At 54.5% G+C, this 23,827-nt stretch carries 18 protein-coding genes and 2 pseudogenes; 11 read left to right on the top strand and 9 right to left on the bottom strand.

Features of this window, described 5'->3' with window-relative positions:
* Positions 1 to 13: 13 nt before the first annotated feature.
* Together A1830_RS05520 and ssuE are read right to left on the bottom strand one after the other, a co-directional pair.
* Positions 14 to 1,034 (bottom strand): annotated as a pseudogene (locus tag A1830_RS05520) (sulfonate ABC transporter substrate-binding protein).
* A 48-nt stretch (positions 1,035 to 1,082) separates the two neighbouring features.
* Positions 1,083 to 1,634, bottom strand: coding sequence for an NADPH-dependent FMN reductase (gene ssuE / locus A1830_RS05525; RefSeq protein ID WP_067702916.1), 552 nt, complete (start codon positions 1,632 to 1,634; stop codon positions 1,083 to 1,085).
* A 283-nt stretch (positions 1,635 to 1,917) separates the two neighbouring features.
* On the opposite strand from ssuE, the gene pyrD reads away from it, so the two are divergent.
* Both pyrD and A1830_RS05535 read left to right on the top strand, forming a co-directional pair.
* Complete coding sequence (pyrD, locus tag A1830_RS05530) at positions 1,918 to 2,928, top strand: quinone-dependent dihydroorotate dehydrogenase (protein ID WP_067702918.1); 1,011 nt, start codon at positions 1,918 to 1,920, stop codon at positions 2,926 to 2,928.
* A gap of 308 nt (positions 2,929 to 3,236) precedes the next feature.
* Positions 3,237 to 3,779, top strand: coding sequence for a cell division protein ZapC (locus A1830_RS05535; protein WP_067702921.1), 543 nt, complete (start codon positions 3,237 to 3,239; stop codon positions 3,777 to 3,779).
* Between the two features lie 19 nt (positions 3,780 to 3,798).
* Here A1830_RS05535 and A1830_RS05540 read toward each other — a convergent pair whose 3' ends face one another.
* Entirely contained in the window at positions 3,799 to 4,917 is a 1,119-nt protein-coding gene (locus A1830_RS05540; protein ID WP_067702926.1) for a YcbX family protein, read from the bottom strand.
* A gap of 146 nt (positions 4,918 to 5,063) precedes the next feature.
* Between A1830_RS05540 and rlmKL the strand changes: the two genes are divergently transcribed.
* From rlmKL to rmf, 6 genes are all read left to right on the top strand, one after another.
* Positions 5,064 to 7,181: a bifunctional 23S rRNA (guanine(2069)-N(7))-methyltransferase RlmK/23S rRNA (guanine(2445)-N(2))-methyltransferase RlmL gene (rlmKL, locus tag A1830_RS05545; protein WP_067703705.1), complete on the top strand. Its 2,118-nt coding sequence runs from the start codon at positions 5,064 to 5,066 to the stop codon at positions 7,179 to 7,181.
* A gap of 5 nt (positions 7,182 to 7,186) precedes the next feature.
* Entirely contained in the window at positions 7,187 to 9,097 is a 1,911-nt protein-coding gene (locus A1830_RS05550; RefSeq protein ID WP_067702929.1) for an ABC transporter ATP-binding protein, read from the top strand.
* A gap of 22 nt (positions 9,098 to 9,119) precedes the next feature.
* A complete protein-coding gene (gene pqiA, locus A1830_RS05555) occupies positions 9,120 to 10,394 on the top strand; it encodes a membrane integrity-associated transporter subunit PqiA (protein WP_067702932.1) in 1,275 nt (424 codons plus the stop codon).
* Entirely contained in the window at positions 10,381 to 12,024 is a 1,644-nt protein-coding gene (pqiB, locus tag A1830_RS05560) for an intermembrane transport protein PqiB (protein WP_067702935.1), read from the top strand. The genes pqiA and pqiB overlap by 14 nt, the downstream gene beginning before the upstream one ends.
* Complete coding sequence (gene pqiC / locus A1830_RS05565; RefSeq protein WP_067702938.1) at positions 12,021 to 12,587, top strand: membrane integrity-associated transporter subunit PqiC; 567 nt, start codon at positions 12,021 to 12,023, stop codon at positions 12,585 to 12,587. Before pqiB ends, pqiC begins: the two co-directional genes overlap by 4 nt.
* Before the next feature lie 282 nt (positions 12,588 to 12,869).
* Positions 12,870 to 13,037: a ribosome modulation factor gene (gene rmf / locus A1830_RS21215; protein ID WP_073980969.1), complete on the top strand. Its 168-nt coding sequence runs from the start codon at positions 12,870 to 12,872 to the stop codon at positions 13,035 to 13,037.
* A 58-nt stretch (positions 13,038 to 13,095) separates the two neighbouring features.
* Here the strand turns inward: rmf and fabA are convergent, their stop codons facing one another.
* Complete coding sequence (gene fabA / locus A1830_RS05570; protein WP_067702941.1) at positions 13,096 to 13,614, bottom strand: bifunctional 3-hydroxydecanoyl-ACP dehydratase/trans-2-decenoyl-ACP isomerase; 519 nt, start codon at positions 13,612 to 13,614, stop codon at positions 13,096 to 13,098.
* Positions 13,615 to 13,682: 68 nt separating this feature from the next.
* Entirely contained in the window at positions 13,683 to 15,440 is a 1,758-nt protein-coding gene (locus tag A1830_RS05575; protein ID WP_067702944.1) for an AAA family ATPase, read from the bottom strand.
* A gap of 184 nt (positions 15,441 to 15,624) precedes the next feature.
* On the opposite strand from A1830_RS05575, the gene matP reads away from it, so the two are divergent.
* Positions 15,625 to 16,080, top strand: a complete 456-nt coding sequence (gene matP, locus A1830_RS05580) for a macrodomain Ter protein MatP (RefSeq protein ID WP_067702947.1) — start codon at positions 15,625 to 15,627, stop codon at positions 16,078 to 16,080.
* Positions 16,081 to 16,144: 64 nt separating this feature from the next.
* On the opposite strand, the gene ompA is transcribed toward matP, so the two are convergent.
* Both ompA and sulA read right to left on the bottom strand, forming a co-directional pair.
* Positions 16,145 to 17,215, bottom strand: coding sequence for a porin OmpA (ompA, locus tag A1830_RS05585; RefSeq protein WP_067702950.1), 1,071 nt, complete (start codon positions 17,213 to 17,215; stop codon positions 16,145 to 16,147).
* A 348-nt stretch (positions 17,216 to 17,563) separates the two neighbouring features.
* Positions 17,564 to 18,079, bottom strand: coding sequence for an SOS-induced cell division inhibitor SulA (gene sulA, locus A1830_RS05590; RefSeq protein WP_067702953.1), 516 nt, complete (start codon positions 18,077 to 18,079; stop codon positions 17,564 to 17,566).
* 214 nt (positions 18,080 to 18,293) lie between these two features.
* On the opposite strand from sulA, the gene A1830_RS05595 reads away from it, so the two are divergent.
* Positions 18,294 to 18,902 (top strand): TfoX/Sxy family DNA transformation protein, encoded by a 609-nt coding sequence (locus A1830_RS05595; protein ID WP_067702956.1) that lies wholly within the window; start codon positions 18,294 to 18,296, stop codon positions 18,900 to 18,902.
* Between the two features lie 14 nt (positions 18,903 to 18,916).
* On the opposite strand, the pseudogene yccS reads toward A1830_RS05595, so the two are convergent.
* A pseudogene (gene yccS, locus A1830_RS05600) lies at positions 18,917 to 21,162 on the bottom strand (YccS family putative transporter).
* Between the two features lie 2 nt (positions 21,163 to 21,164).
* Complete coding sequence (locus A1830_RS05605) at positions 21,165 to 21,611, bottom strand: YccF domain-containing protein (RefSeq protein WP_067702959.1); 447 nt, start codon at positions 21,609 to 21,611, stop codon at positions 21,165 to 21,167.
* A gap of 133 nt (positions 21,612 to 21,744) precedes the next feature.
* Between A1830_RS05605 and helD the strand changes: the two genes are divergently transcribed.
* Entirely contained in the window at positions 21,745 to 23,799 is a 2,055-nt protein-coding gene (gene helD / locus A1830_RS05610; protein ID WP_067702971.1) for a DNA helicase IV, read from the top strand.
* The last annotated feature ends 28 nt before the right edge of the window (positions 23,800 to 23,827 follow it).

Consider the following 23,827-nt stretch of genomic DNA (forward strand, 5'->3'; position numbering starts at 1 on the left):
CGTAACTCCTTAATCAGTTCACGGTGGGGGCATGCCAGATGCGGCTGGAAATATCCACCTTCACCGGCATTAAATGGTTGGCATAGAATAAATCGGCGGTCTGCTGCTGCGTTTTTTCCGTTTTGTCGCTGACGGGGGTAATCGTCGTTGGCGGACGGTGATCCAGATAGCTGGCGATGACCGCTTTCGGCAGGCCCATGGTGCTGGACAGCAGGGCGATACTGTTATCGCGGTCGCTTTGGGTCAACGCATCTGCCTGGCTGAACGTCTCCAGCACCTGGCTGATAAACGCGCCGTGGGCCTCGGTAAATGAACGCGTAGTCAGATAGAACGAACCGGTTTGATTAAGCTGGCTGCCGTCGGTAAGCACACGCACGCCGCCCTGCAACAGCGCGGCGGAGTAGTAGGGATCCCAGATGGCCCAGGCATCGACATCGCCCTGCTGGAAAGCCGCGCGTGCATCGGCGGGCGTTAGCCAGACGGGTTTAATGTCGCTGAATTTCAGGCCGGCTTTTCCCAGCGCCCTGAGCAGCAGATTGTGCGAGCTGGAGCCTTTCTGTAGCGCTACTTTATGGCCTTTCNTTAATGTCGCTGAATTTCAGGCCGGCTTTTCCCAGCGCCCTGAGCAGCAGATTGTGCGAGCTGGAGCCTTTCTGTAGCGCTACTTTATGGCCTTTCAGATCGGCAACAGTTTTATAAGGGCTGTTTTTCGCCACCAGAATCACTTCAGCCCTGGGCTTAGGGGGTTCCTGGCCGACGTAGAGCAGGTCGGCCCCGGCAGCCTGGGCAAAAATAGGGGGAATATCGCCGGTACTGCCGAGATCGATACTGTTAACGTTAAGCGCTTCCAGCATTTGTGGCCCCGCAGGGAATTCGACCCATTTGAAGTGCGTGCCAGGGAAGCGCTTTTCCAGCAGCTGGTGCGATTTTGTCAGCACCATACTGACCGACCCTTTCTGATAACCAATCCGGAAGGTTTCAGGGGCAGGGGAGTCGGCCGCCAGCGCGCTATGCAACATTATGCCGACGAGCATTAAGGTACCCGTTACTTTTGCAAACAGCTTCACGATCGGGTTCCTTAATCAGACGGCGACGGCCAGCGGCTGATGGCGACGAGACAGCGCCTGCCAGAAAGTTTCAATGGACTCGGCAATACGCGCCTCTAGCACCGGAGACAGCTCCGGCTGGCGATCGTAATGGGTCACCTGCGTATCATCGGCGAACACGCCGTGCAGGACTTCCTGCGCCTTAAGCGCGCTCAGTACGGGCTTAAGGGCGTAATCCACCGCGAGCATATGTGCCACAGTGCCGCCCGTTGCCAGCGGCAGAACCACTTTATGCTCAAGCGCCCGCTCGGGTAGAAGATCGAGAACGGTTTTCAGGGCACCGGAAAAAGAGGCTTTATAGACCGGGGTGGCAACGATCACGCCATCGGCACCCGCAAGGTCTTCCTTAAATGCCAGCAGCGCAGGGGAATCAAAGCGGGCATTAAGCAGATCTTCCGGAGGGAAATTGTGCAGATTCCACGGAATAACGTCCACGCCGCGTTCCTCAAGCGCATGCTGACAAAGGGTCAATAACGCCGTGGAGCGTGAGGGATAGCGAGGACTTCCCGCCAGAGTAATAACGCGCATCGCCTCTCCTTATAACTAAAAGTTATTGATTAAACATATTAGATAACGAACAGGCTTATCCTGACAGAGTGAGGAAACAGGCTTAAATGATTTATCCGGCATTTATAAGTTACTTTCCGAATAAGAGTCGCCCGTAGATTTAGGGCGGGATGCGCGCAATCGTTTTACATTGAGTCAAAAGGACTTTACCATTTTGCCCCGCGCACAGCGTCACGCCACTGGCATGCAGTTCGGCGTATACCTTTTTAATCAGCCCCACTGCTGGGGTCATTCAGGAGCCTTTATGTATTACCCTCTGGTCCGTAAGGAGCTTTTCCAGCTTGATGCTGAGCGCGCGCATGAGTTGACGCTCCGGCAATTGCACCGCATTACCGGGACGCCCCTGCTGCCTTTGATCCGCCAGTCGCTGCCTTTCAAGCCCGTTAACTGCATGGGGCTGACGTTCAAAAATCCGCTGGGTCTGGCCGCAGGACTGGATAAAAATGGTGAATGTATAGATGCACTGGGCGCACTGGGCTTTGGCTTTATAGAAGTGGGTACGGTGACCCCGCGTCCGCAGGCGGGAAACGATAAGCCAAGAATGTTCCGCGTGCTGGAGGCTGAAGGCATCATTAACCGTATGGGATTCAATAATCTCGGTGTCGACCAGCTGGTGGAAAACGTTAAAAAGTCGCATTTTGACGGCGTGCTGGGGATCAATATCGGTAAAAATAAAGACACGCCGGTTGAGCAGGGTAAGGAAGACTATTTAATCTGCATGGAGAAAATTTATCCTTATGCAGGCTACATCGCCATCAATATATCTTCTCCCAATACCCCTGGCCTGCGTACGCTGCAATATGGCGAAGCGCTGGATGATTTGCTAAAAGCGATTAAAGAGAAGCAGAAAGATCTTGCCGCGCGCCATCATAAATATGTTCCTCTGGCGGTAAAGATCGCTCCGGATCTTTCCGAAGAGGAGCTAAGCCAAATTGCCGACAGTCTGGTGCGCCATAATATTGAGGGTGTTATTGCTACCAATACGACGCTCGATCGTTCTCTGGTCGCCGGATTAAAACATGCCGACGAAGCGGGAGGGCTAAGCGGTCGTCCCGTTCAGTCACGCAGTACGGAAATAATTCGTCGCCTGTCCCAGGAACTCCAGGGACGGCTGCCGATTATCGGCGTGGGGGGCATTGATTCACTGGTCTCAGCGCGGGAAAAATTAGCGGCTGGCGCTTCGCTCATTCAGGTGTATTCCGGGTTTATTTATAAAGGCCCACCGCTGATAAAAGAAATTGTGAACCACCTCTGAGGGTGAATGCCGTCCCGACGGCGCTATTTTATTGGAGAGGGTAAATCCTACCCTCTCCAACATTTCACCCGTCGCACTGCCGCTTTTGTGTGCGATATCCTGCCGGAATTATCTCGAAAATATTGCTCCGGGTCCCAGGTTATCTGCCTGGGGCTTTATTTTCCCCGCTGGCTCGTTTATATTTTATCCTGTTTAACCGCAATGCTTACTCTCTGGACGCGATGGACGCTATTTATTGCGGTTTCGTCCGACGTTCTTATGCTAATTTTGCGTCCGTAATGTAAATAAGTATTACAATGGAATACATCATGAGAAATAAACCTGACGACAGCTGGCGCTGGTATTTCGATGCAGAGCAGGATTGCATGATGCTGGATTTTGCGGACGGCTCGATGTTCCGATCGCGCTTTACGCGCAAGGTATTGACGCCGGATGCCTTTAGCGCCGCAGGCTTCTGCGTTGACGATGCCGCAATGTTTTTCAGCTTTGAAGAGAGCTGTCGGCGCTGCAACCTGGATAGCGAACAACGCACGCAGCTGGTGCTGAACGCGCTGGTGGCCTGCCGCTTCCTTAAGCCCCTGATGCCCAAAAGCTGGCATTTCGAAACGCATCCAGGCCACTGCCATCCGGCAGAAGGCGAGCTGGTGAGTGTGAAACTCTGTGAAACCGGCGAGTGGGCGACGCTGCTGGTGGCGGAAGCGGGCGAAAAGGCTGCGCTTTGCCTGCTTGCGCAGCCTGAGCTAACGGTGGCCGGTCGCAGCATGGCGCTGGGTGATGCAATTAAAGTGATGCACGATCGCCTTATTCCGCTGGCGAAAGAGTCCGCGCACAGCTTTGCCAGAGCCGTCTAACGCCTGAGATTAGGCGCTATCATCCGGCCGATCCCAGTACCAGGTCGCCTGCGGGAATGCAGCTGCAGCTGAGTATCGTGCCATCGTTGCGCACCGCGCCTTTTTTCAGCGGCGTGACCTCTCCGGCGACCAGCCTGACTTTGCAGCTGCCGCAAATGCCCGCTCTGCAGGAGTAGGGTATCCGATAGCCCTTCATCTCCAGCTGTTCCAGCAAAACCTGCTGGTTATTGCCGATAAAAAGCTCATCCTCCCAGCTTATCGACAGGCTACCTTCCGCAACCGCGGCCACATCAAGCGTCTCAATCACTTCGCCGGGCCCATAGCGGCGGGCAGGTTTGCTCGACAGCACTTCCAGCTCGTCTCCGACGCGAAGGATGCCGCTATTTCTGGCCAGTAAATTAAGGCCAAAATCAATATCGCCGCTGCCGTCGGTGGCGCTGCGGAACGTTTGCAGCGTGGCCAGAGGCTCTCCGCTCGGGTGTTTACGACCTCGCTCCGGGCTAACGGTCGTGAGTACGCAGCGGCTACAGGGCTTTGGCACCTCAAAAATGATTTCGCCAATGCGCAGCGTTGACCAACTGTCTTCCGCCCAGGCGGCGGCACCGGTCACCACCAGGTTAGGGCGAAACTGCTCAAGCCTGACACCTGCGGGGCAGCGCCGACGCAAATCCTGTAGCGAAGCCTCATTAATCAGTAAAAAGGGAAAGCCATCGGCAAAGCTCAGCGGCACCTGCGCAAAGTTTTTTACCCGCCGGCTCATCTCAGGCCCTACCCAGCGCAGCTGTACCGGGCGGGGGAAAAAGCCGCTCAGCCACTGGTTAATAGCCTCGGGGGCAATCTGCGAGGTGAAGGTATTGCCCCAAACCATCGTCGTTGCCGGCGTCGGCTGAAAATCCGCCAGGCGGATACTGGCGCTGCTGCCGTCCGGCGCAGAAAGAAATAGCCCATCCGGCGTCAGTGCAGGTGTGAACAGCACCATTTCCGGATACTGACGTGCGGTGATAAAGGTTCCGTCCGGTTCGGTTATCATAAAGCTACGATCAAATACCAGACCGCTGTCCCGCGCCTGGGCCAGGGAAACCTGCGTTCCACGCATTGATTTTACCGGATGGATAAACAGGCGGGACAGGCTCAACATAATGCACTCCAGGCATAAACGGTTAAATAAAGGCGTCAGATAGCCGGGCAATTCACCTGGCGCAAACGAAAAGAAGCTAACTTTATGACATGGGCCTGTGATTAGCTATAATGCGCAGCAATTTTCTGAAGACGACAAGTGACACTATGAATTCTCTGTTTGCCAGTACGGCGCGTGGGCTCGAAGAGCTATTAAAAAGTGAACTGGAAACCCTGGGGGCCGAAGGCTGCCAGATTGTCCAGGGCGGCGTACATTTCCAGGGTGACGATCGTCTGATGTACCAGAGCCTGATGTGGAGCCGCCTGGCATCGCGCATCCTGCTGCCGCTTACCGAATGTGGTGTCTACAGCGATCTGGACCTGTATCTGGGCGTGCAGGCTATCGACTGGCCTGCGATGTTCGGCAGCGATAAGACCTTTGCCGTTCACTTTAGCGGCCTGAATGAGGTTATCCGCAACAGTCAGTACGGCGCGCTTAAGGTGAAAGACGCCATCGTTGACAGCTTCACCCGTAAAAACCTTGCGCGGCCGGATGTGGATCGCGAACAGCCGGACATTCGTGTCAATGTCTGGCTCAATAAGGATACCGCCAGCATTGCGCTCGACCTGAGCGGTGAAGGGCTGCATCAGCGCGGCTACCGTCAGCAAACCGGACAGGCTCCCCTTAAGGAAAATCTGGCGGCCGCCATTGTTATGCGTTCCGGCTGGCAGGCGGGCACACCGCTGGTCGATCCGCTGTGTGGTTCAGGGACGCTGCTGATTGAAGCAGCGATGATCGCCACCGATCGTGCGCCGGGTCTGCACCGTACCCACTGGGGATTCACCGGCTGGGCTAAATTTGATGAAGCGCTCTGGCGTGAAGTCAGTAGCGAAGCCCAGGTCCGTGCGCGGCGCGGCCTGCAGGAGACGTCCTCCCGCTTTTACGGCTACGACAACGATTCCCGCGTTATCGAACGGGCGCGGGCGAATACCCGCCGCGCCGGACTGGCCGATATCATCAGTTATACCGTGCAGGATGCGCTTAAGCTGCAGAATCCTCTGCCGGATGGCCCAACCGGCACCGTGCTGAGCAACCCGCCCTACGGCGAGCGCCTGGAAAGCGAACCGGCCCTGATTGCGCTGCACAGCCAGCTGGGCCGCATTATGAAAAACCAGTTTGGCGGCTGGAATCTCTCCCTGTTCAGTGCCTCACCCGAGCTGCTGAGCTGCCTGCAACTGCGTGCCGATCGCCAGTTTAAGGCGAAAAACGGCCCGCTGGACTGCGTGCAAAAAAACTACGCGCTGGCGGTCAACACCTCGCCAAACGCGGTGGGGCAGATTGCCGAGGATTACGCTAACCGCCTGCGTAAGAACCTTAAGAAACTGGAGAAGTGGGCGCGCCAGGAAGGCATTGAATGCTACCGCATTTACGACGCGGATCTGCCAGACTACAACGTCGCGGTCGATCGCTACGGCGACTGGGTGGTCGTGCAGGAGTACGCGCCGCCAAAAACCATTGAACCGGCGAAGGCGCGTCAGCGTCTGTTTGACGTTATTTCTGCCACCCTCAGCGTATTAGATCTGCCGCCTAACCGGCTGGTTATGAAAACGCGCGAGCGGCAGAAGGGTAAAAGCCAGTATCAGAAGCTGGGCGAGAAGGGCGACTTTTTTGAGGTTACCGAATATAACGCCAGGCTGTGGGTGAACCTGACCGACTATCTGGATACCGGACTGTTCCTCGACCATCGCGTGGCACGAAAAATGCTCGGTCAGATGAGCAAGGGCAAGGACTTTCTCAACCTGTTTGCCTATACCGGCAGCGCCAGCGTCCATGCGGGCCTGGGCGGTGCACGAAGCACCACCACGGTGGATATGTCACGTACCTATCTGGAGTGGGCAGAGCGTAACCTGCGTCTGAACGGGCTAACCGGCAGACAGCACCGGCTGATGCAGGCCGACTGTCTGAACTGGCTACAAACGTCAGATGAACAGTTCGATCTGATCTTTATCGATCCGCCAACCTTCTCCAACTCCAAGCGAATGGAAGAGAGTTTTGACGTGCAGCGCGACCATTTGTCGCTGATGACCGATTTGAAACGGCTGCTGCGGAAGGGCGGTACCATTATGTTTTCTAATAATAAGCGTGGGTTCAAAATGGACCACGATGGGCTGGCAGGGTTGAACCTGACCGCGCAGGAAATCACCGGCAAAACGCAGTCTCAGGACTTTGCCCGTAACCGTCAAATTCACAACTGCTGGCTGATAACCCACGCCGGTAAGGAATAAGTTTTATGTCTCTGATCAGTATCCATGGTGCCTACCTGTCATTCAGCGATGCACCGCTGTTGGACAACACCGAGCTACACATTGAAGAAAACGAGCGGGTCTGTCTGGTCGGCCGTAACGGCGCGGGCAAATCCACGCTGATGAAGATCATCAACCGCGAGCAGCCGCTCGACGATGGCCGCATCATCTATGAGCAGGATCTGGTTGTGGCCCGCCTGCAGCAGGATCCGCCGCGTAACGTAAAGGGGTCGGTGTATGACTTTGTCGCGGAAGGCGTTAATGAGCAGGCCGAGTACCTGAAGGCTTATCATGCCATCTCGCATCTGGTGATGACCGATCCGAGCGATAAAAACCTGAATGAAATGGGGCGCCTGCAAAGCATTCTGGATCATCAGAATCTGTGGCAGCTGGAAACCCGTATTCACGATGTACTTAAGCAGATTGGACTTGACGCCGATGCGCCACTTTCATCGCTTTCAGGCGGCTGGCTGCGCAAAGCGGCACTGGGACGCGCGCTGGTCAGTAACCCTCGCGTACTGATGCTGGACGAGCCAACTAACCACCTGGATATTGAAACCATTGACTGGCTGGAAACCTTCCTGAAAACCTTCCAGGGCAGCATTATATTTATTTCCCATGACCGCTCATTTATCCGCAATATGGCGACGCGCATTGTCGATCTCGATCGCGGTAAGCTGGTCTCATGGCCGGGAAATTATGATGAGTACCTGCTGGGTAAAGAGGAAGCGCTGCGCGTTGAAGAGATGCAGAATGCCGAATTCGACCGCAAGCTGGCCCAGGAAGAGGTGTGGATCCGTCAGGGCATCAAGGCCCGCCGTACGCGCAACGAGGGCCGCGTACGCGCGCTTAAGGCGCTGCGTAACGAGCGCTCCGAGCGCCGTGAAGTGATGGGCAAAGCCAACATGCAGGTCGAAGAGGCGAGCCGCTCCGGTAAAATCGTCTTTGAGCTGGAGAACGTCAGCTACCGCATGGGTGAGAAACAGCTGGTGCGCGACTTCAGCGTCCAGGTTCAGCGCGGCGATAAGATTGCCCTGATTGGCCCTAACGGCTGCGGGAAAACCACGCTGCTGAAGCTGATGCTGGAACAGCTTAAAGCCGACAGCGGACGTGTGCATATCGGCACCAAGCTGGAAGTGGCCTACTTCGATCAGCATCGTGCCGAACTCGATCCCGATCGGACGGTAATGGATAACCTGGCCGAAGGTAAGCAGGAGGTGATGGTTAACGGTAAGCCGCGCCACGTACTGGGCTACCTGCAGGAGTTCCTGTTCCACCCCAAACGCGCCATGACGCCGGTTCGCGCACTTTCGGGCGGTGAACGTAACCGTCTGCTGCTGGCGCGCCTGTTCCTTAAGCCCAGCAACCTGCTGATCCTCGATGAACCGACCAACGACCTGGATGTTGAAACGCTGGAACTGCTTGAAGAGCTGATTGACGGCTATCAGGGAACGGTACTGCTGGTCAGCCACGATCGTCAGTTTGTGGACAACACCGTAACCGAATGCTGGATTTTCGACGGGCAGGGGGACATTGGTACCTTCGTGGGCGGATATCACGATGCGCAGCGTCAGCGCGCGGCCTGGAAGCAGAATCGCGCGGCGGCGAAGGCCGTGGCAACGACTCAGCGTCAGGAAAGTGTAAAAAGCGAGCCGGCAAAGCGCGGAGCCAGTAAGCTAAGCTATAACGTCCAGCGAGAACTGGAACAGCTACCGCAAAAGATGGAAGATCTGGAGCAGCAGCTTGAATCCCTGCAGGCTCAGGTGGCCGATGCCAGCTTTTTCAGCCAGCCCCATGAGGTGACGCAGCCAGTTCTGGATGCGCTGTCGCAGGCGGAGCAGGCGCTGGAAGTGGCCTTCGAGCGCTGGGAATATCTTGAATCGTTGAAAAATGATTAATTAAGTCACTCAGAGGTCAACAATGTGTTCGAATCACCACGCTGAACGATGGATGCTTTGCCCGCAGTGTGATCTGATGACGCAGTTACCGGAACTTAAGCCAGGCAGCAAGGCCAGCTGCCCACGCTGCGAGACCACGCTGGTCTCGCGCTGGGTGGAGCCGCGAAAGCGGCCCACTGGCTATGCGCTGGCTGCCCTGTTTATGCTGGTACTGGCCAACCTTTTTCCCTTCATCAATATGAATGTCTCGGGTCTTAGCAGTGAAATAAGCCTGCTGCGCATTCCCGAGGTGATGGTGTCCGAAGATTACAGCAGTCTGGCGACGCTGTTTATTCTGTTTGTGCAGGCGGTGCCCGCCCTGTGCATGATCATCATTCTGCTGCTGGTCAACTCTGTTCGCCTGCCGGAAACGCTCAGGCGAAACATGGCACGCATGCTGTTCCAGATGAAAAGCTGGGGAATGGCTGAAATTTTCCTTGCCGGGGTGTTAGTCAGTTTTGTGAAGCTGATGGCCTACGGCAGTATTGGCGTGGGCACCAGCTTTATCCCCTGGTGCCTGTTTTGCATTATGCAGCTGCGGGCGTTTCAGTGCGTCGATCGCCGCTGGCTGTGGGGGGAAATTGCGCCGGTTCCTGCGCTACCTGCCGCGCCGGAGGCCGGTCTCAGCGGGCTGCGTCAGGGCATGCGCTCCTGCCCCTGCTGCACGGCCGTGCTGGCCGCCGATCGTTCGGTCTGTCCGCGCTGCGGCTCGGTGGGGCATGCAAGGCGGCGGCACAGCCTGCAGTGGACCATGGCGTTACTGGTCACCTCGGTGCTGCTTTATATCCCTGCCAACCTGATGCCGATTATGATCACCGAAGCGCTGGGCAGTAAGATCACCTCAACCATTATGGCGGGGGTCGCCCTGCTGTGGGGCGAAGGGTCCTATCCGGTCGCGATGGTGATCTTCATTGCCAGTATTATGGTTCCCTCGCTGAAGATGATGGCGATTTGCTGGCTCTGCTGGGACGCTCACCGGCAGGGGCCGGGACGTCACGACAGTGAAAAAATGCACAAGATTTATGAGGTGGTGGAGTTCGTGGGTCGCTGGTCAATGATCGACGTCTTCGTTATTGCCGTCCTCTCCGCGCTGGTCCGTATGGGGAGATTAATGAACATCTATCCCGCGCCCGGTGCGCTGCTGTTTGCCATGGTGGTTATCCTGACGATGTTTGCCGCCATGACCTTTGACCCCCGTTTGACCTGGGATCGTGTACGAGAAAAGAGTCTTGAGGAGCCTGCAATTGAAGGAAAATAATCACGGCGTGGCGACGGTTGATCAAATCAAGCGTTGGTCACCCGTCTGGATAATCCCCATCGTCACCGTACTGATTGGTGCGTGGATCCTATTTTATCACTTCAGTCATCAGGGACCGCTGGTGACGCTGATAACCACCAATGCTGAGGGGATTGAAGGGGGGAAAACCACCATCAAGAGCCGCAGCGTTGACGTCGGTGTTGTGCAGAGCGCGGTACTGACGGACGATCTGCACCACGTTGAGATCACCGCCCGCCTCAATTCCGGAATGGAAAAACTGCTTAAAGACGACAGCGCCTTCTGGGTGGTCAAGCCGACCATCGGTCGTGAAGGCGTGACTGGCCTGGGTACGCTACTTTCCGGGGCCTATATCGAATTACAGCCCGGTAATAAAGGTGAAAAGAAGGAGGAGTATCAGCTGCTTGATGCCCCCCCGCTGGCGCCACCCGATGCGAAAGGGATCCATATTACGCTTGATAGCATGAAAGCGGGCCAGCTTAATCCGGGCGATCCGGTACTGTTCCGGGGCTATCGCGTAGGTTCGGTTGAAACCAGCCACTTTGATGCCGATAAGCGCATGATGACCTACCAGCTTTTTGTCGCAGCGCCTTACGATCGTCTGATTACCACTAACGTGCGCTTCTGGAAAGACAGCGGCATTGCGGTTGATATGTCAGCGTCGGGGATGCGCGTGGAAATGGGGTCGCTGACCACGCTGTTTAGCGGTGGCGTAAGCTTTGATGTGCCAGACGGGTGGGAGCTTGGCAAGGTCGCCGAGAACAAAAGCGAATTTACCCTGTTTGACGATCAGCGGAGTATCCAGGATTCGCTTTATACGGTGCACAAAGATTTCGTGATGTTCTTCAGCGATTCGATTCGCGGCCTGCAGGCGGGCGCCCCGGTTGAATTCCGCGGCATACGTCTTGGAACCGTGGCTCAGGTGCCGTTCCAGTCGAAGGAGATCGCTCAGCGCCTGAATAATGACTATCGCATTCCGGTGCTGATCCGTATCGAACCGGACCGCTTCCAGAGCATGCTGGGCAAAGACTTTGATATTGAGCGTCATCTTAAAGACGGCATCAAAAGCGGCCTGCGCGCATCGCTCAAATCGGCGAACCTGATCACCGGCTCGCTCTATATCGACCTTGATTTTTACAGTAACGCCAAACCTTTCACCGGTCCGGACTCCTTTGCGGGTTATGAACTCATTCCAACCACCAGCGGCGGCCTGGCGCAAATCCAGCAAAAGCTCATGGATGCACTGGATAAGATCAATAATCTGCCGCTGAATCCGATGATTAATCAGGCAACCGGCACGCTGAAGGAGAGCCAGCGGACGATGCGTGAACTGCAAAAAACGCTGGATAACGTTAATCAAATCACCAGCAGTCAGTCGATGAAGGATCTGCCAGCCGATATGCAGAAAACCCTTCGCGAGCTGAACCGCAGCATGAAGGGCTTCCAGCCTGGCTCACCGGCCTACACCAAAATGGTTGGCGATATGCAGAGGCTCGATCAGGTGATGCGCGAACTTCAGCCGGTCCTGAAGACGCTGAACTCGAAAAGTAACGCGCTGGTATTTCAGGCTAAACCAGGGCAGGACCCACAGCCGAAGAGGGCGAAACAATGATGAAATGGATCCCCATTGCGCTGGCGCTGACGCTGGCCGGATGCAGTAGTACGCCGGAAACGAACTACTACCAGCTGCCGTCGGCCGATAAAACTACCGTGGTGAGCAGCCGTGAAGATGCCAGCCGCCCGGCGGTTTGGGTTGAGCACGTCGCCGTGCCGGACTACCTTGCGGGCAACGGCGTGGTGTTTCAGCGCAGCGATGTGCAGTATGTTATCGCCAGTAATAACCTCTGGGCCAGCCCGCTGGACCAGCAGCTCCAGCAGACGCTGGTAGCCAATCTGGGTGAAGCACTGCCCGGCTGGCTGGTATCTGCTTCACCGCTGGGACAGTCGCAGGACAAGCTTAACGTCAACGTTACCGGCTTCCACGGTCGCTATGACGGTCATGCGGTGATTAGCGGGGACTGGATCCTTGAGCATCAGGGGCAAATCATCAAGCGCAGTTTTTCTCTGACGCTGCCGCAAAACAAAGATGGCTATGATGCGCTGGTGAAAACCCTGGCGGCAGGATGGCAGCAGGAAGCACGGGTTATTGCTAATTCGATTATCAGCAATAATTAAAATAATTTAATCTTTGCCCTTAAGCCTTTGATCTTTGCAAGCGGATGTTTGCCAGGGTCGAAGGCTTTTTTAATGTTTAAACAGCGGTTTAAAGCCTTAAAGTGCCAATTTTAAGGTGTTCTCATTCCCGACTGACGTGTCATTTTGATGACGCTGGCGTGAAAATTGCGCATTGATTTTTGTCTCTGATGGCGATAGAACTTAAGGGTGGTTGCGCAGTAAGTAACCGCTGATTTCTTTCCACCAGAATCCACCTGACCTGAAGAGGGGACAACAGGCATGATGAAGAGACAGAAACGAGATCGACTCGAACGGGCACATTCACGCGGTTACCAGGCCGGTATTACCGGACGGTCCAAAGAGATATGTCCCTATCAAACGATAGAACCGAGGTCTCACTGGTTGGGAGGGTGGCGACAAGCCATGGAGGACAGGACGGTTTCGGTATAATCATCCTGTTTGACCCACGAATAACCTCCGCCCGGGCGGAGGTTTCCGTTTCTGCAGCTTAGAAAGCGTTAGTGTCCTTAAACAGCCCCACTTTCAGATCGCTGGCGGTATAGATAACGTGGCCGTCTACCAGCACTTCACCATCCGCTACGCCCATAACCAGCTTGCGATTAATCACCCGCTTGAAATGGATACGGTAGGAAACTTTCTTAGCCGTGGGCAGTATCTGACCAGAGAATTTCACTTCGCCAACGCCCAGCGCACGGCCTTTACCTTCGGCACCCAGCCAGCCCAAATAAAATCCTACCAGCTGCCACATGGCATCCAGGCCCAGACAGCCAGGCATAACCGGATCGTTGATAAAGTGACAGCCGAAGAACCAGAGGTCAGGGCTGATATCCAGTTCGGCTTCAACAAAGCCTTTACCGTAGTTGCCGCCGTCTTCGGTCATTTTGACCACGCGGTCCATCATCAACATGTTGCCCGCGGGTAACGGTGGGCCTTCAGCCCCAAATAATTCTCCGCGACCAGAGGCAATGAGGTCTTCTTTTGTATAGGATTCGCGTTTATCTACCATGTTGTCAATAAGCCTTATTTTAGTGAAGCACGAAGTTTAGCGAACAGGTGTACGCTGAACAAGCCCAATCAGCTCTGGTTAAACCAGTTCAGCCAGCGCAGGGGCCACGGGCGATGATGGCGCAGCTCCTGCTGATTAATTTGCGCAATGCGCTCCTGTATGGTCCGTAACAGGCAGGGGCCTTCTTCTTTGTCCCATTCTGCGCCGGTCAGTAAAGGCAGGGCTTCATCCACGCTGTCCACTGCCCAGATATGAAATTTTTCTTCCCGTACTGCATCCACTACGTCCTGCTGTAGGGAGAGATGACGCACGTTAGCGGCGGGGATAATAACCCCCTGCTTACCGTTAAGGTCACGCTGATTACAGATATGGAAGAAGCCTTCAATCTTTTCATTCAGTCCGCCGACCGCCTGCACGCGACCAAACTGATCGACCGAACCGGTAACGGCAATTAGCTGAGTCAGCGGCTGGCTGGAGAGTGCGCTGATTAACGCGCAGAGTTCAGCCAGGGAGGCGCTATCGCCGTCAACTTCCGAGTAGGACTGTTCAAATACCACTGATGCCGAGAAGGGCAGCTGCTGTTCCAGTTCTAACTCCGCAATCAACCACGCCTGCATGATCATCATGCCCTTCGCATGGATATTGCCACCCAGTTCAGCTTTGCGCTCCACGTCGGTAAACTCGCCGTCGCCAACGTGAACCACGCAGCTGATGCGCGACGGTTCGCCGAAGGCGCGGGGATGGCCTGGGAACTCAATCACTGACAGGGCATTGATCTGCCCAATCATTTCGCCTTCCGTCTCTACGACTATCTGATCGAGAAGAATTTCATCTCGCACGCGCTCGGCCAGAAAACCCTCGCGCCACTCGCGCATTTCCAGGGCATTAAGAATATTTTCCCCGCTCAGGCTGCTATCCGCGCTGTACATCGCTGCTTCGTGTAGCTGGCGTGAGATCCAGGCGGGACAGAGCGGTAACGTGTCCTGATCGCCGGTGTAACGCACGGCTTCACGGATCATTACCGGCCAAAAATCTTCTTTGATCGGCCCATAATCATGACTAACGGCGATGTCACTAAACCATCTCAGCCAGAGGGTGAACTCTTCGGCATCGACGATTTGAATATTATCTTCGAATTCGCCATAAAGTGAGAGAGCGGCGAGCTCGGGCTCCATTTCCTGGAAATCCGCCAGTACATCGCGATCGCCGGTGAGGACCAGACGGAACTGCATCGGCATTGAAGGAATAGCCGCGGGTAACGGGCGGGTTTCATCAGGAGAATGCCAGTCGAACTGACCGGTGGCCATGATCTTTTTCAGTCGGAGCCAGAGCAGGGGCTGAGCCAGTAGTGCACGCAGCGAGAGAATCAGCGTGCCGCCGTTAGCCTTGTGAACCAGGCCAGGTTCGGGAATAAGAGTTGTCTGTTGCAGACGAATGCAGCCAAAAAGCTCTTCAGCTTCAATCCAGTCTGCACGATGAATACCGCCCGTGCTGGCGAAATTATCTTCAGGAGTGACGGCAGGCTGCCAGCTAACTGACATCCCCTCTACCTGATAGTGACCGCCATAGAGCGAATCGTCATCCTCCTCAGCGAGGCGGGTAAGCTCGTCCTGCAGAAGTTTTTGATATTCAATATTTTCTGGCGTCTTGATTAACATCAGCGGAAATGCCGCTGGCGTTTGCAGAAGCAGGCTCAGACCGTTAAACAGGCGCGCTTGCACCAGAGCAAAACAGCTGCCGTCGGCTTCAAAAGCCTGCGAAAAAAGGGGCTGGACGCTTTCGATATCGGGCTGTAAAGCACGCCATTCTAATCTGTTATTGGTCAAAGTTATCGTATTTTTCTAAAATGAGTAAAAGCGGCATTATACAAGATTTCAGCCTGTTAAGCACCGGGGACATGTGTTTCACATCATGTTCAGATCGCAATAGAGATAACATCCTTGTTTTGTGTGCGGCTGCGCGTTAAAAACTGTTATTCTTAACCCGTTATGAAGTCAGCATGAGATTCCGATGAAATATCAGCAACTGGAAAATCTTGAAAGCGGTTGGAAATGGAAATACCTGGTAAAAAAACACCGGGAGGGTGAGGCGATTACGCGCTATCTGGAAAACAGCGCGGCACAGGTTGCTGTCGACGAACTTCTGGCTATGGAAAACCGACCGGTTGATGTGCTTATCTGGATAAGTAAGCATATTAATCCTGCGCTTGAAAACAGAATGAAGCAGACCATTCGCGCTCGTCGCAAACGGCATTTCAACGCTGAGCACCAGCACACCCGTAAAAAGTCGATCGATCTGGAATATCTGGTCTGGCAGCGACTGGCGGGGCTGGCCCAGCGGAGAAGCAGCACGCTTTCAGAAATCATCGTGCAGTTGATTGAGGATGCGGAAAGAAAAGAGCAGTACGCGAACCAGATGTCATCTCTCAGGCAGGATCTTAAGGCCATATTAGGTAAGCCAGACTAAATTCCAGCAAGAGTTCTAAAAAGAAAACCCCGCCGGAGCGGGGTTTTTTTATCAAAGAAAGAACTTAGCTCTGTGGCTGAGTTACAACGTCTTTGATACCTTTAACTTCGATTTCTACGCGACGGTCCGGAGACAGGCAGTCGATCAGAGCCTTACGGCCTTTCACGCTGTCACAGGTGTTGCCGGTAACTGGGTTAGATTCGCCCATACCGCGTGCAGAGATCTTGTTAGATGGGATGCCTTTAGAAACGAGGTAGTCAACGACGGACTGAGCACGTTTCTCAGACAGCTTCTGGTTGTACTGCTCAGAACCGATGCGGTCTGTGAAGCCCAGAACGACGACTGAACCGTCTTTAGGATCCAGTGAGCTCAGCTGGGTGTACAGCTGATCCAGAGCCTGCTGACCTTCTGGCTTAAGAGTAGCCTTGTTGAAGGTGAACAGAACGTCAGACTTCATGGTGAAACGCTTGGTTTCAACAACTGGAGCCGGAGCAGGTGCTGGAGCCGGAGCTGGAGCAGCATCATCCTGACCGAAACGGTAAGAAACACCAACGCTCAGCATGGCGTTATCAGGACGCGTACCAACGGTACCTGCATCACCGATGTTGTTAACCCACTGGTAGTCCAGACGGGTTGCCCAGTTTTTGGTCAGTGCGTATTCAACACCAACAGCTGCCAGCGGAGAAACGCCGGTGTCGTGGTCGCTGATACGGTTGCCAGTCAGGGTGTTCTGCTGAGTAGAGTCTGCACGCCATACCATACCACCCAGACGTGTATAAACGTCCAGATCGTCAGCAATTGGGTAGCTCAGTTTAGCAGCCAGCTGAATGCCCTGTGCTTTGAATGCGCCGTTTACGTTGTTGCCTTTGTGAGGCATACGACCCAGCCAGTCATAACCCAGTTCGAAGCCCAGGTACTGATTAGCCTGATAACCACCGAATGCACCAGCGCCAAGCTGGCTCTCGTGAGTTGGGCCATCATTGTTGGAATAACCGTTACCGTAGTAACCAGTGTCGTGGTACTGAGACCAGCCCAGTTTAGCACCGGTGTACCAGGTGTTATCTTTCGGGGCGGCCTGCGCTACGGTAGCGAAGCCAGCCAGTGCCACTGCAATTGCGATAGCTGTCTTTTTCATTTTTGCGCCTCGTTATCATCCAAATAGGCAATGAGCTTTCATTAGCTCTTTGATTAAATCCTTCGCCGGGTTATGAAGCTCGATTGTGACTCATCCAAAAAATGGTGGTTATTGAGCACCCTGGCGACGTAAAGTCTACAACGTACCAGCAAAGTTACAAGTATGATGTGAGCGACAACAGCAAAAAAAGTTCCTTCCACACACAAATTTTCACATTTGTGGACAGGTTTCATCCTAAAAGAAGAGATTTTGAGAGCTGCTAAACCATTATTGTGCCGCGCCAGCCCATTATCAGCCGCTATTCGCGGGCCTGGTGGAAAATAATCATGAGAAAATTCTTATTTTTACTTAATGATACAAAGTAGAGTGAATTTTTATCCCGTTGCAGGGTCTGGAGGTAACGATTTTTGCCCGATCGGGCCGCATGATCAATCCCAGAGCATTTCCTGCGGAGGCCGCATGCTGAAGTCTGAGGCGATCTTCCAGCGTAATTTCACCGGGCAACCAGCCTAAAACCACACTGTAATTGCCGGTTTGCAGCGCTTTAATCATCGCTTCAACGGTAGTGATAGCGCCTGACTGACTCACCTGCATGACTTTATCCAACGGTAAACCCGATTGCATTAGCCAGCTGCGGCTCAATTTTTGCTGAGGCGTTAGCCATAGCTGCCAGCGCGATTGCGTACCAAGCTGCTGAAGTAGAGGCAGTAACAGCATTTGCGTCATGCCTGGCTGGTTTTCACTGTAGATCATTTCGCTGATCAGGCCCGTTGCGCCCTCAGTCTGAGATGTGTCACCGGCACAGGCTGGAGTTGAATTAAAAGCAGCGGTGCGAACACGTGGCTTCAGAGAATGAGTATACATAATGGCTTCGCCCCCAGGGTTACTGTATGAATATACAGTATAGGCCAGGTGGATAAAGATCAACCTTATTTTTTTGAAAATGCCTCGCAAAAAAGAAACGTAAATGTCCTTCCAGGCAATTATTCATTGAACCCTTAACGTCGATTGCATACTTTCTACAGCGCAGCAAAGAAAAAGTTTTACGTAAGGACGGCTTTGGCACAAGGAGAGAGAAATGCATGATTCAAAAGTAAAAATTGAGCAGGCTAAGCGTGACCTTGCCGCATTGGGCGATATCGACAGTCGCAGCCAGTTTGGCGGTTACAGCCTGTCAGTGGGGAAAGTGGTTTTTGCGCTCATCGCGGAGGGGGAACTTTATCTGCGTGCCTGTGAACAGGCTAAGCCCTATCTGGTTGAGCGCCAGATGGAACCTCTCTGTTTCAACAAAAGAGGAATACCGGTGACGCTGGATTATTATCGTGTTGATCCGGCGCTCTGGTCCCAGCAGGAGCAACTGATCGCTTTGTCCAAACTTTGCCTGCAGGGGGCGCGTAAGCATCGTGAAGGGGTTTTACAGAATCGGAGACTGAAGGATCTGCCCAACCTGAGCTTACGTCTTGAACTCGAACTGAGAAGGGTAGGAATTAGCAGCGTACAAATGCTGAGGGAACAGGGGGCGAAGGAGAGCTGGCTGAAGCTCCGGGCCTGTAATAAGAACCTCAGTATCAGCGTCCTGTTTGCGCTTCAGGGGGCGATACTGGGGCGTCATCATCAGGCGCTGCCTGATGACATTAAAGAAGAACTTCGGGAGTGGCACCGGATGACGCTCCGGTGCCCGCAATGAAGGTACGGATACCCCTAAATCTTATTAATGAGGACCTGCTTTCTCAGCTGCGCTAGCTCGGGTAGGAGCGCAATAAGTAAGCCGACCTGTTGCAGAATGAGAGGCTCTTTCGTCTCCGGGTCGGCTTCCATGGTTTCAATTCGCTCAGAAAGGCATGCCAGTGCGTCTGTGGCTTTTACCTCATCAACGCTTTTAACCTGTAGCACGTCGTCAACATAGCAGACAGCATCCTCCAGTACTTTCAGCATCAGTTCATGCTGAATTTTTTCCCGGTGAGCGCCCAGCGCCGAGATATAGCTGAGAAAGGAGTGATTCAGACACATCAGGCGAAAGGCCGCTTCCCGCAGGGGGGCATCCGCATTTTTCTCGGCAGAAATCGCCGACACGACGGATGCCAGCTCAGCGTCGCTGTTATGCGCATCACGGCGCGCAATACGATAAGCAAGGCGATTATCTTTACCCTGATGGTATTGCACCAGGATGGCATCAAGATAGCGACAGTTGGCGCTCACCGCCTGCTCAGCGACGGCGGAGAGCCGCCTGAAGCGCCAGTCGGGCCAGATAAAGGCAACGGCCAGCCAGGCGAGCGCGCATCCGAGCAGCGTATCAATAATTCTCGGCAGAGCGACTTCAAATCCCTCGCCCAGTAGATTGAAGCAAAACAGTACCAGTAAGGTAATAAACATGGTTGCATGGGCATACTGAGACTGGCGGAAGGCGAAAAACAGTACGCCGGTCACCACGATAAGGATCAGTTGCCCCTCAACCGAAGGCACCAGCCACAGCAGCGGCAGGCCGATGATGATACCGATAACCGTGCCCGCGATACGCAAAGCCAGCCGTCTTTTGGTGGCATTGTAATTAGGCTGGCAAACNCCAGCCACAGCAGCGGCAGGCCGATGATGATACCGATAACCGTGCCCGCGATACGCAAAGCCAGCCGTCTTTTGGTGGCATTGTAATTAGGCTGGCAAACAAACAGACTGGTTAGCAGTATCCAGTAGCCATGTTGAAGTCCGGTTACCTGAATAAAGGTATAACCTGCGCAGAGCAGAAGTGACATGCGAACGGCGTGTCTGAATAAAGGCGATTCAGGGGAAAGGTGTCGACTCAGCCGCAGCCTGATATCGGCCCAGCCCGTGAGTCCTTCACTGGAAAGCGTGCTGTCGTGGCTTTGCGTGCCAGCAGCCTGAAGCTGTTCGGATTCGATTGTGGCCAGCTGTGCGTCGACGGCCCGCAAATTGTTCAGCAAATAGTGCATGGCTTTTACTTCACCACTGGCGGGCTGTGTGTTCTTTAGCCTGTCCAGCGCGGCCTGAAGATGAACAAAAACCCGCTCAAACCGGCCATCGTGCTGATAAGTTTCCCGCATCAAAATACAGTTGGCCAACTGACGGCAGGCACCGGCCTGCATGGATAGCAGGCGCTGAAAGCGGAAAAGAATATCGCTGTAGCGATACTCCTGACGCAGCGCGTGATACTGGACGTGCGAGGAACTGGCGCGTTCATGGATATCCTGAGCCACAAAATAGTAGTGCAGCGTCCGACGCGTACCACGCTGCCCCCGGTCTCCCCGCAGGCGGGACTGGATTGATATTTTTGCCTGATTCAGCGTGGCAACCAGCTGACTGTTTGCCATTGCAACCTCTATCAGGGTGTCGCTGTCGCCCTCTTCGGCATCAGGATCGAACAGGCCTGCCTTGGCATCAAGATAAAGTGCCAGCCCCTCATAGCATCGGGCCATATTCTCCTGGAGTGGACGAATAGGGAAAATGACGTGGCCGGTCAGCGTTAACAGGTTGTACCAGGCCGCGCCCACCAGCAAAAGCACGGGCTGGAGATACCACTGGGGGAACAGACCTATCCCTAACAGGGTATAGATAGCAATGAGCAAGGCACCAAACGCAATGGTGGCGTAGCGCTGGCCAAGCGCTCCCAGCAAAATAAATCCCCAGGTTGACACCGCCAGGCCAGCGGTAAACAGCCAGGGCTGGGGGGAAAGGAGTTCGACGGAAACCGACGCTACGCAAAAACAGACCAGGGTGATAAGCAGGTTTCGCAATCTGCCGCTCAGGCGATCGTCCAGATCGGCCAGCGCAGCGGCAACCACGCCAAGGGTTAGCGGAATGGTCCAGGTTATTTGATTTAACCACCAGGGTAAGCCGGTGGTCCCCGCGAGGGCGATAAATATCCGCAGGTTGTAAAGCAGGGCGCTATTGTAGGCATAGCGCCGAAGGCCGCGCGTAAGCGTGATTTGCATAGTCAGTTAAAACGGCGGCGGGCATTGGCTTCACGGGCAGCCTGAGCCACTTCAACCGGAACCACACGGCGGCCCACTGGCCAGAGCGCGATAGCAGCAATCTTAAAGTTGGCTATGCCCAGAGGAATGCCAATCAGGGTGATGCACTGAGCAATGCCGGTCAGAACATGCATCACGCATAGCCACCAGCCGAAAAGAATAAACCACAGTACATTTAGCAGTGTTCCGCCCGAGTTCAGCACCGCGCTCTTCCGGTCAGGATACAGCTCGTCAACGTGCACCGCTTCATTGCCAAAAGGCACAAGGGAAAGTCGGGTGATTTCCCAGCAGGAGCGGGTTAACGGCAGAGTGACGATAAAAACCACGCTCAATACCGTGGCCAGCAGCCAGCTGAGCGTGGTGAGAAAGCCACCTAAAACAAAGTTAAGAATGTTTAAAACAGTACGCATGGGGACAATCCTTAGGGTAAATACGAGTCGCATAGCTTAATGGACTGATTATACCGTTTTTTAACTCTGGAGCGGTACACCCCCGCCGGGTAAACTACCGCCTGGAGAATTCAACAGTAGCCAGGGTCTCGTCATGGAACTGAAAGCAACGTCGCTGGGTAAACATCTGGCGCAACATCCCTACAATCGGGTGCGGCTGCTACGCGCCGGCGTCGAGGTCAGTGGCGAAAAGCATGAATACCTTATTCCGTTTAATCAACTGTTAGCCATCAAATGCAAGCGAGGTCTGGTCTGGGGTGAGCTTGAGTTCTCGCTGCCGGATGACAAAGTGGTGCGGCTGCATGGCACCGAATGGCAGGAAACCCAGCGCTTTTACCATCATCTCAGCCACGCATGGCAGCTCTGGAGCGACGAGATGAGCCTGGTCGCTGCTGACGTACTGGAGAGCCTGGTCGAAAAACTTCACACCTTTGAACAGCAGGACAAATGGCTGAAGCGCAGTGATGTGGCAGACTGGCACAGCGTGATTACAGAAGCCTTTTCCTCTTTACCGCTACCCGTTGCGCGATTAGAAGAGTTTGATAACTGCCGGGATGCGGCCCTGTTTTGTTTGCGCTGGCTGGAAAGCGGCGATGCACAGCGCCAGCAGCGCAATGCCAGCTGGACAGAAAAAATGCTGGAGCAGTATGCTGACTTTTTTAACAGGGTTGAAACCTCTCCGCTCAATGCTTCTCAGGCGAGGGCGGTGGTCAACGGTGAGGATTCACTGCTGGTACTGGCGGGAGCAGGCAGCGGCAAAACCTCGGTACTGGTTGCGCGAGCAGGATGGCTGTTAATGCGGCGACAGGCCGCGCCAGAGCAAATCCTGCTACTGGCCTTTGGTCATCAGGCCGCTGGTGAGATGAACGATCGCATCCGAAAACGGCTGGATGCGGAAGGCATAGAAGCCCGTACCTTTCACTCCCTGGCACTGAATATCATTAGCCAGGGAAGTAACAAATCTCCGACGATAAGCAGGCTTGAGACCGACAGTGCCGAGCGGCATAAGCTGCTGATTGCGGTTTGGCGTCAGCAGTGCAGCGAGAAAAAAGCGCACGCGAACGGCTGGAGACAGTGGCTACAGGATGAACTGGCGTGGTCGCCTGGCGAAGGGGAATTCTGGCAGGATGACCGCCTGGCTAAAAAGCTGGCGGGCCGGCTGGAACGTTGGCTGGGGTTAATACGTATGCACGGCGGGGCGCAGGCGGAGATGATTGCATCCGCACCGGAGGCGATACGTGACGTTTTCTCTAAGCGTGTAAAACTGATGGCCCCCCTGGTTAAGGCCTGGAAAAGCGCGCTGAAAGAGGAGGGCGCAATAGACTTCTCTGGCCTGATCCATCTGGCAGTGAATATTCTGGATAAAGGCCGTTTTATCAGCCCCTGGAAGCATATTCTGGTTGATGAGTTTCAGGATATCTCGCCGCAGCGTGCTGCGCTGCTGGCCGCACTGAGAAGGCAAAACAAACAAACCTCGCTCTTTGCCGTTGGCGATGACTGGCAGGCGATATATCGGTTCAGTGGGGCAGAAATGACGCTGACCACCGCGTTCCATCACCATTTTGGTGAAGGCGATCGCTGCTTCCTGGACACGACCTACCGCTTTAACGATCGCATTGGTGATATTGCAAACCGCTTTATTCAGCGTAATCCCCATCAGCTTAAAAAACCGTTGAACAGCCTGAGCAAGGGGGGCAAACGCGCCGTTTCACTGCTGCCAGAAGGACAGCTGGAGGCGTTGCTGGACAAAATGAGCGGCTATGCAGCGCCGGATGAGCGGATTTTGATCCTTGCCCGCTATCACTACCTGCGGCCGCAGCTGCTGGATAAGGCGAAAACCCGCTGGCCGAAGCTGAAGATAGATTTCACCAGCATCCATGCCAGTAAAGGCCAGCAGGCAGACTATGTAATTTTACTGGGCCTGCGGGCGGATAAAGAGGGCTTTCCCGCCGAGGCAAGAGAATCGGTGATTGAACAGGCGCTGCTACCGCAGCCAGAGGCATTTCCGGATGCCGAAGAGCGGCGACTGGCCTATGTTGCCCTTACCCGCGCGAGGCAGCAGGTCTGGCTGCTGTATGAAAAAGAAAATCCGTCGGTCTTTGTGGAGGAGTTCAGAGAGCTGGGCGTGCCGGTATTGCGTAAGCCATAACGGTTGCAGCGGCCACTGTGGGCCGCTG

The sequence above is a fragment of the Erwinia sp. ErVv1 genome, from assembly GCF_900068895.1.
Lineage (GTDB): Bacteria > Pseudomonadota > Gammaproteobacteria > Enterobacterales > Enterobacteriaceae > Erwinia.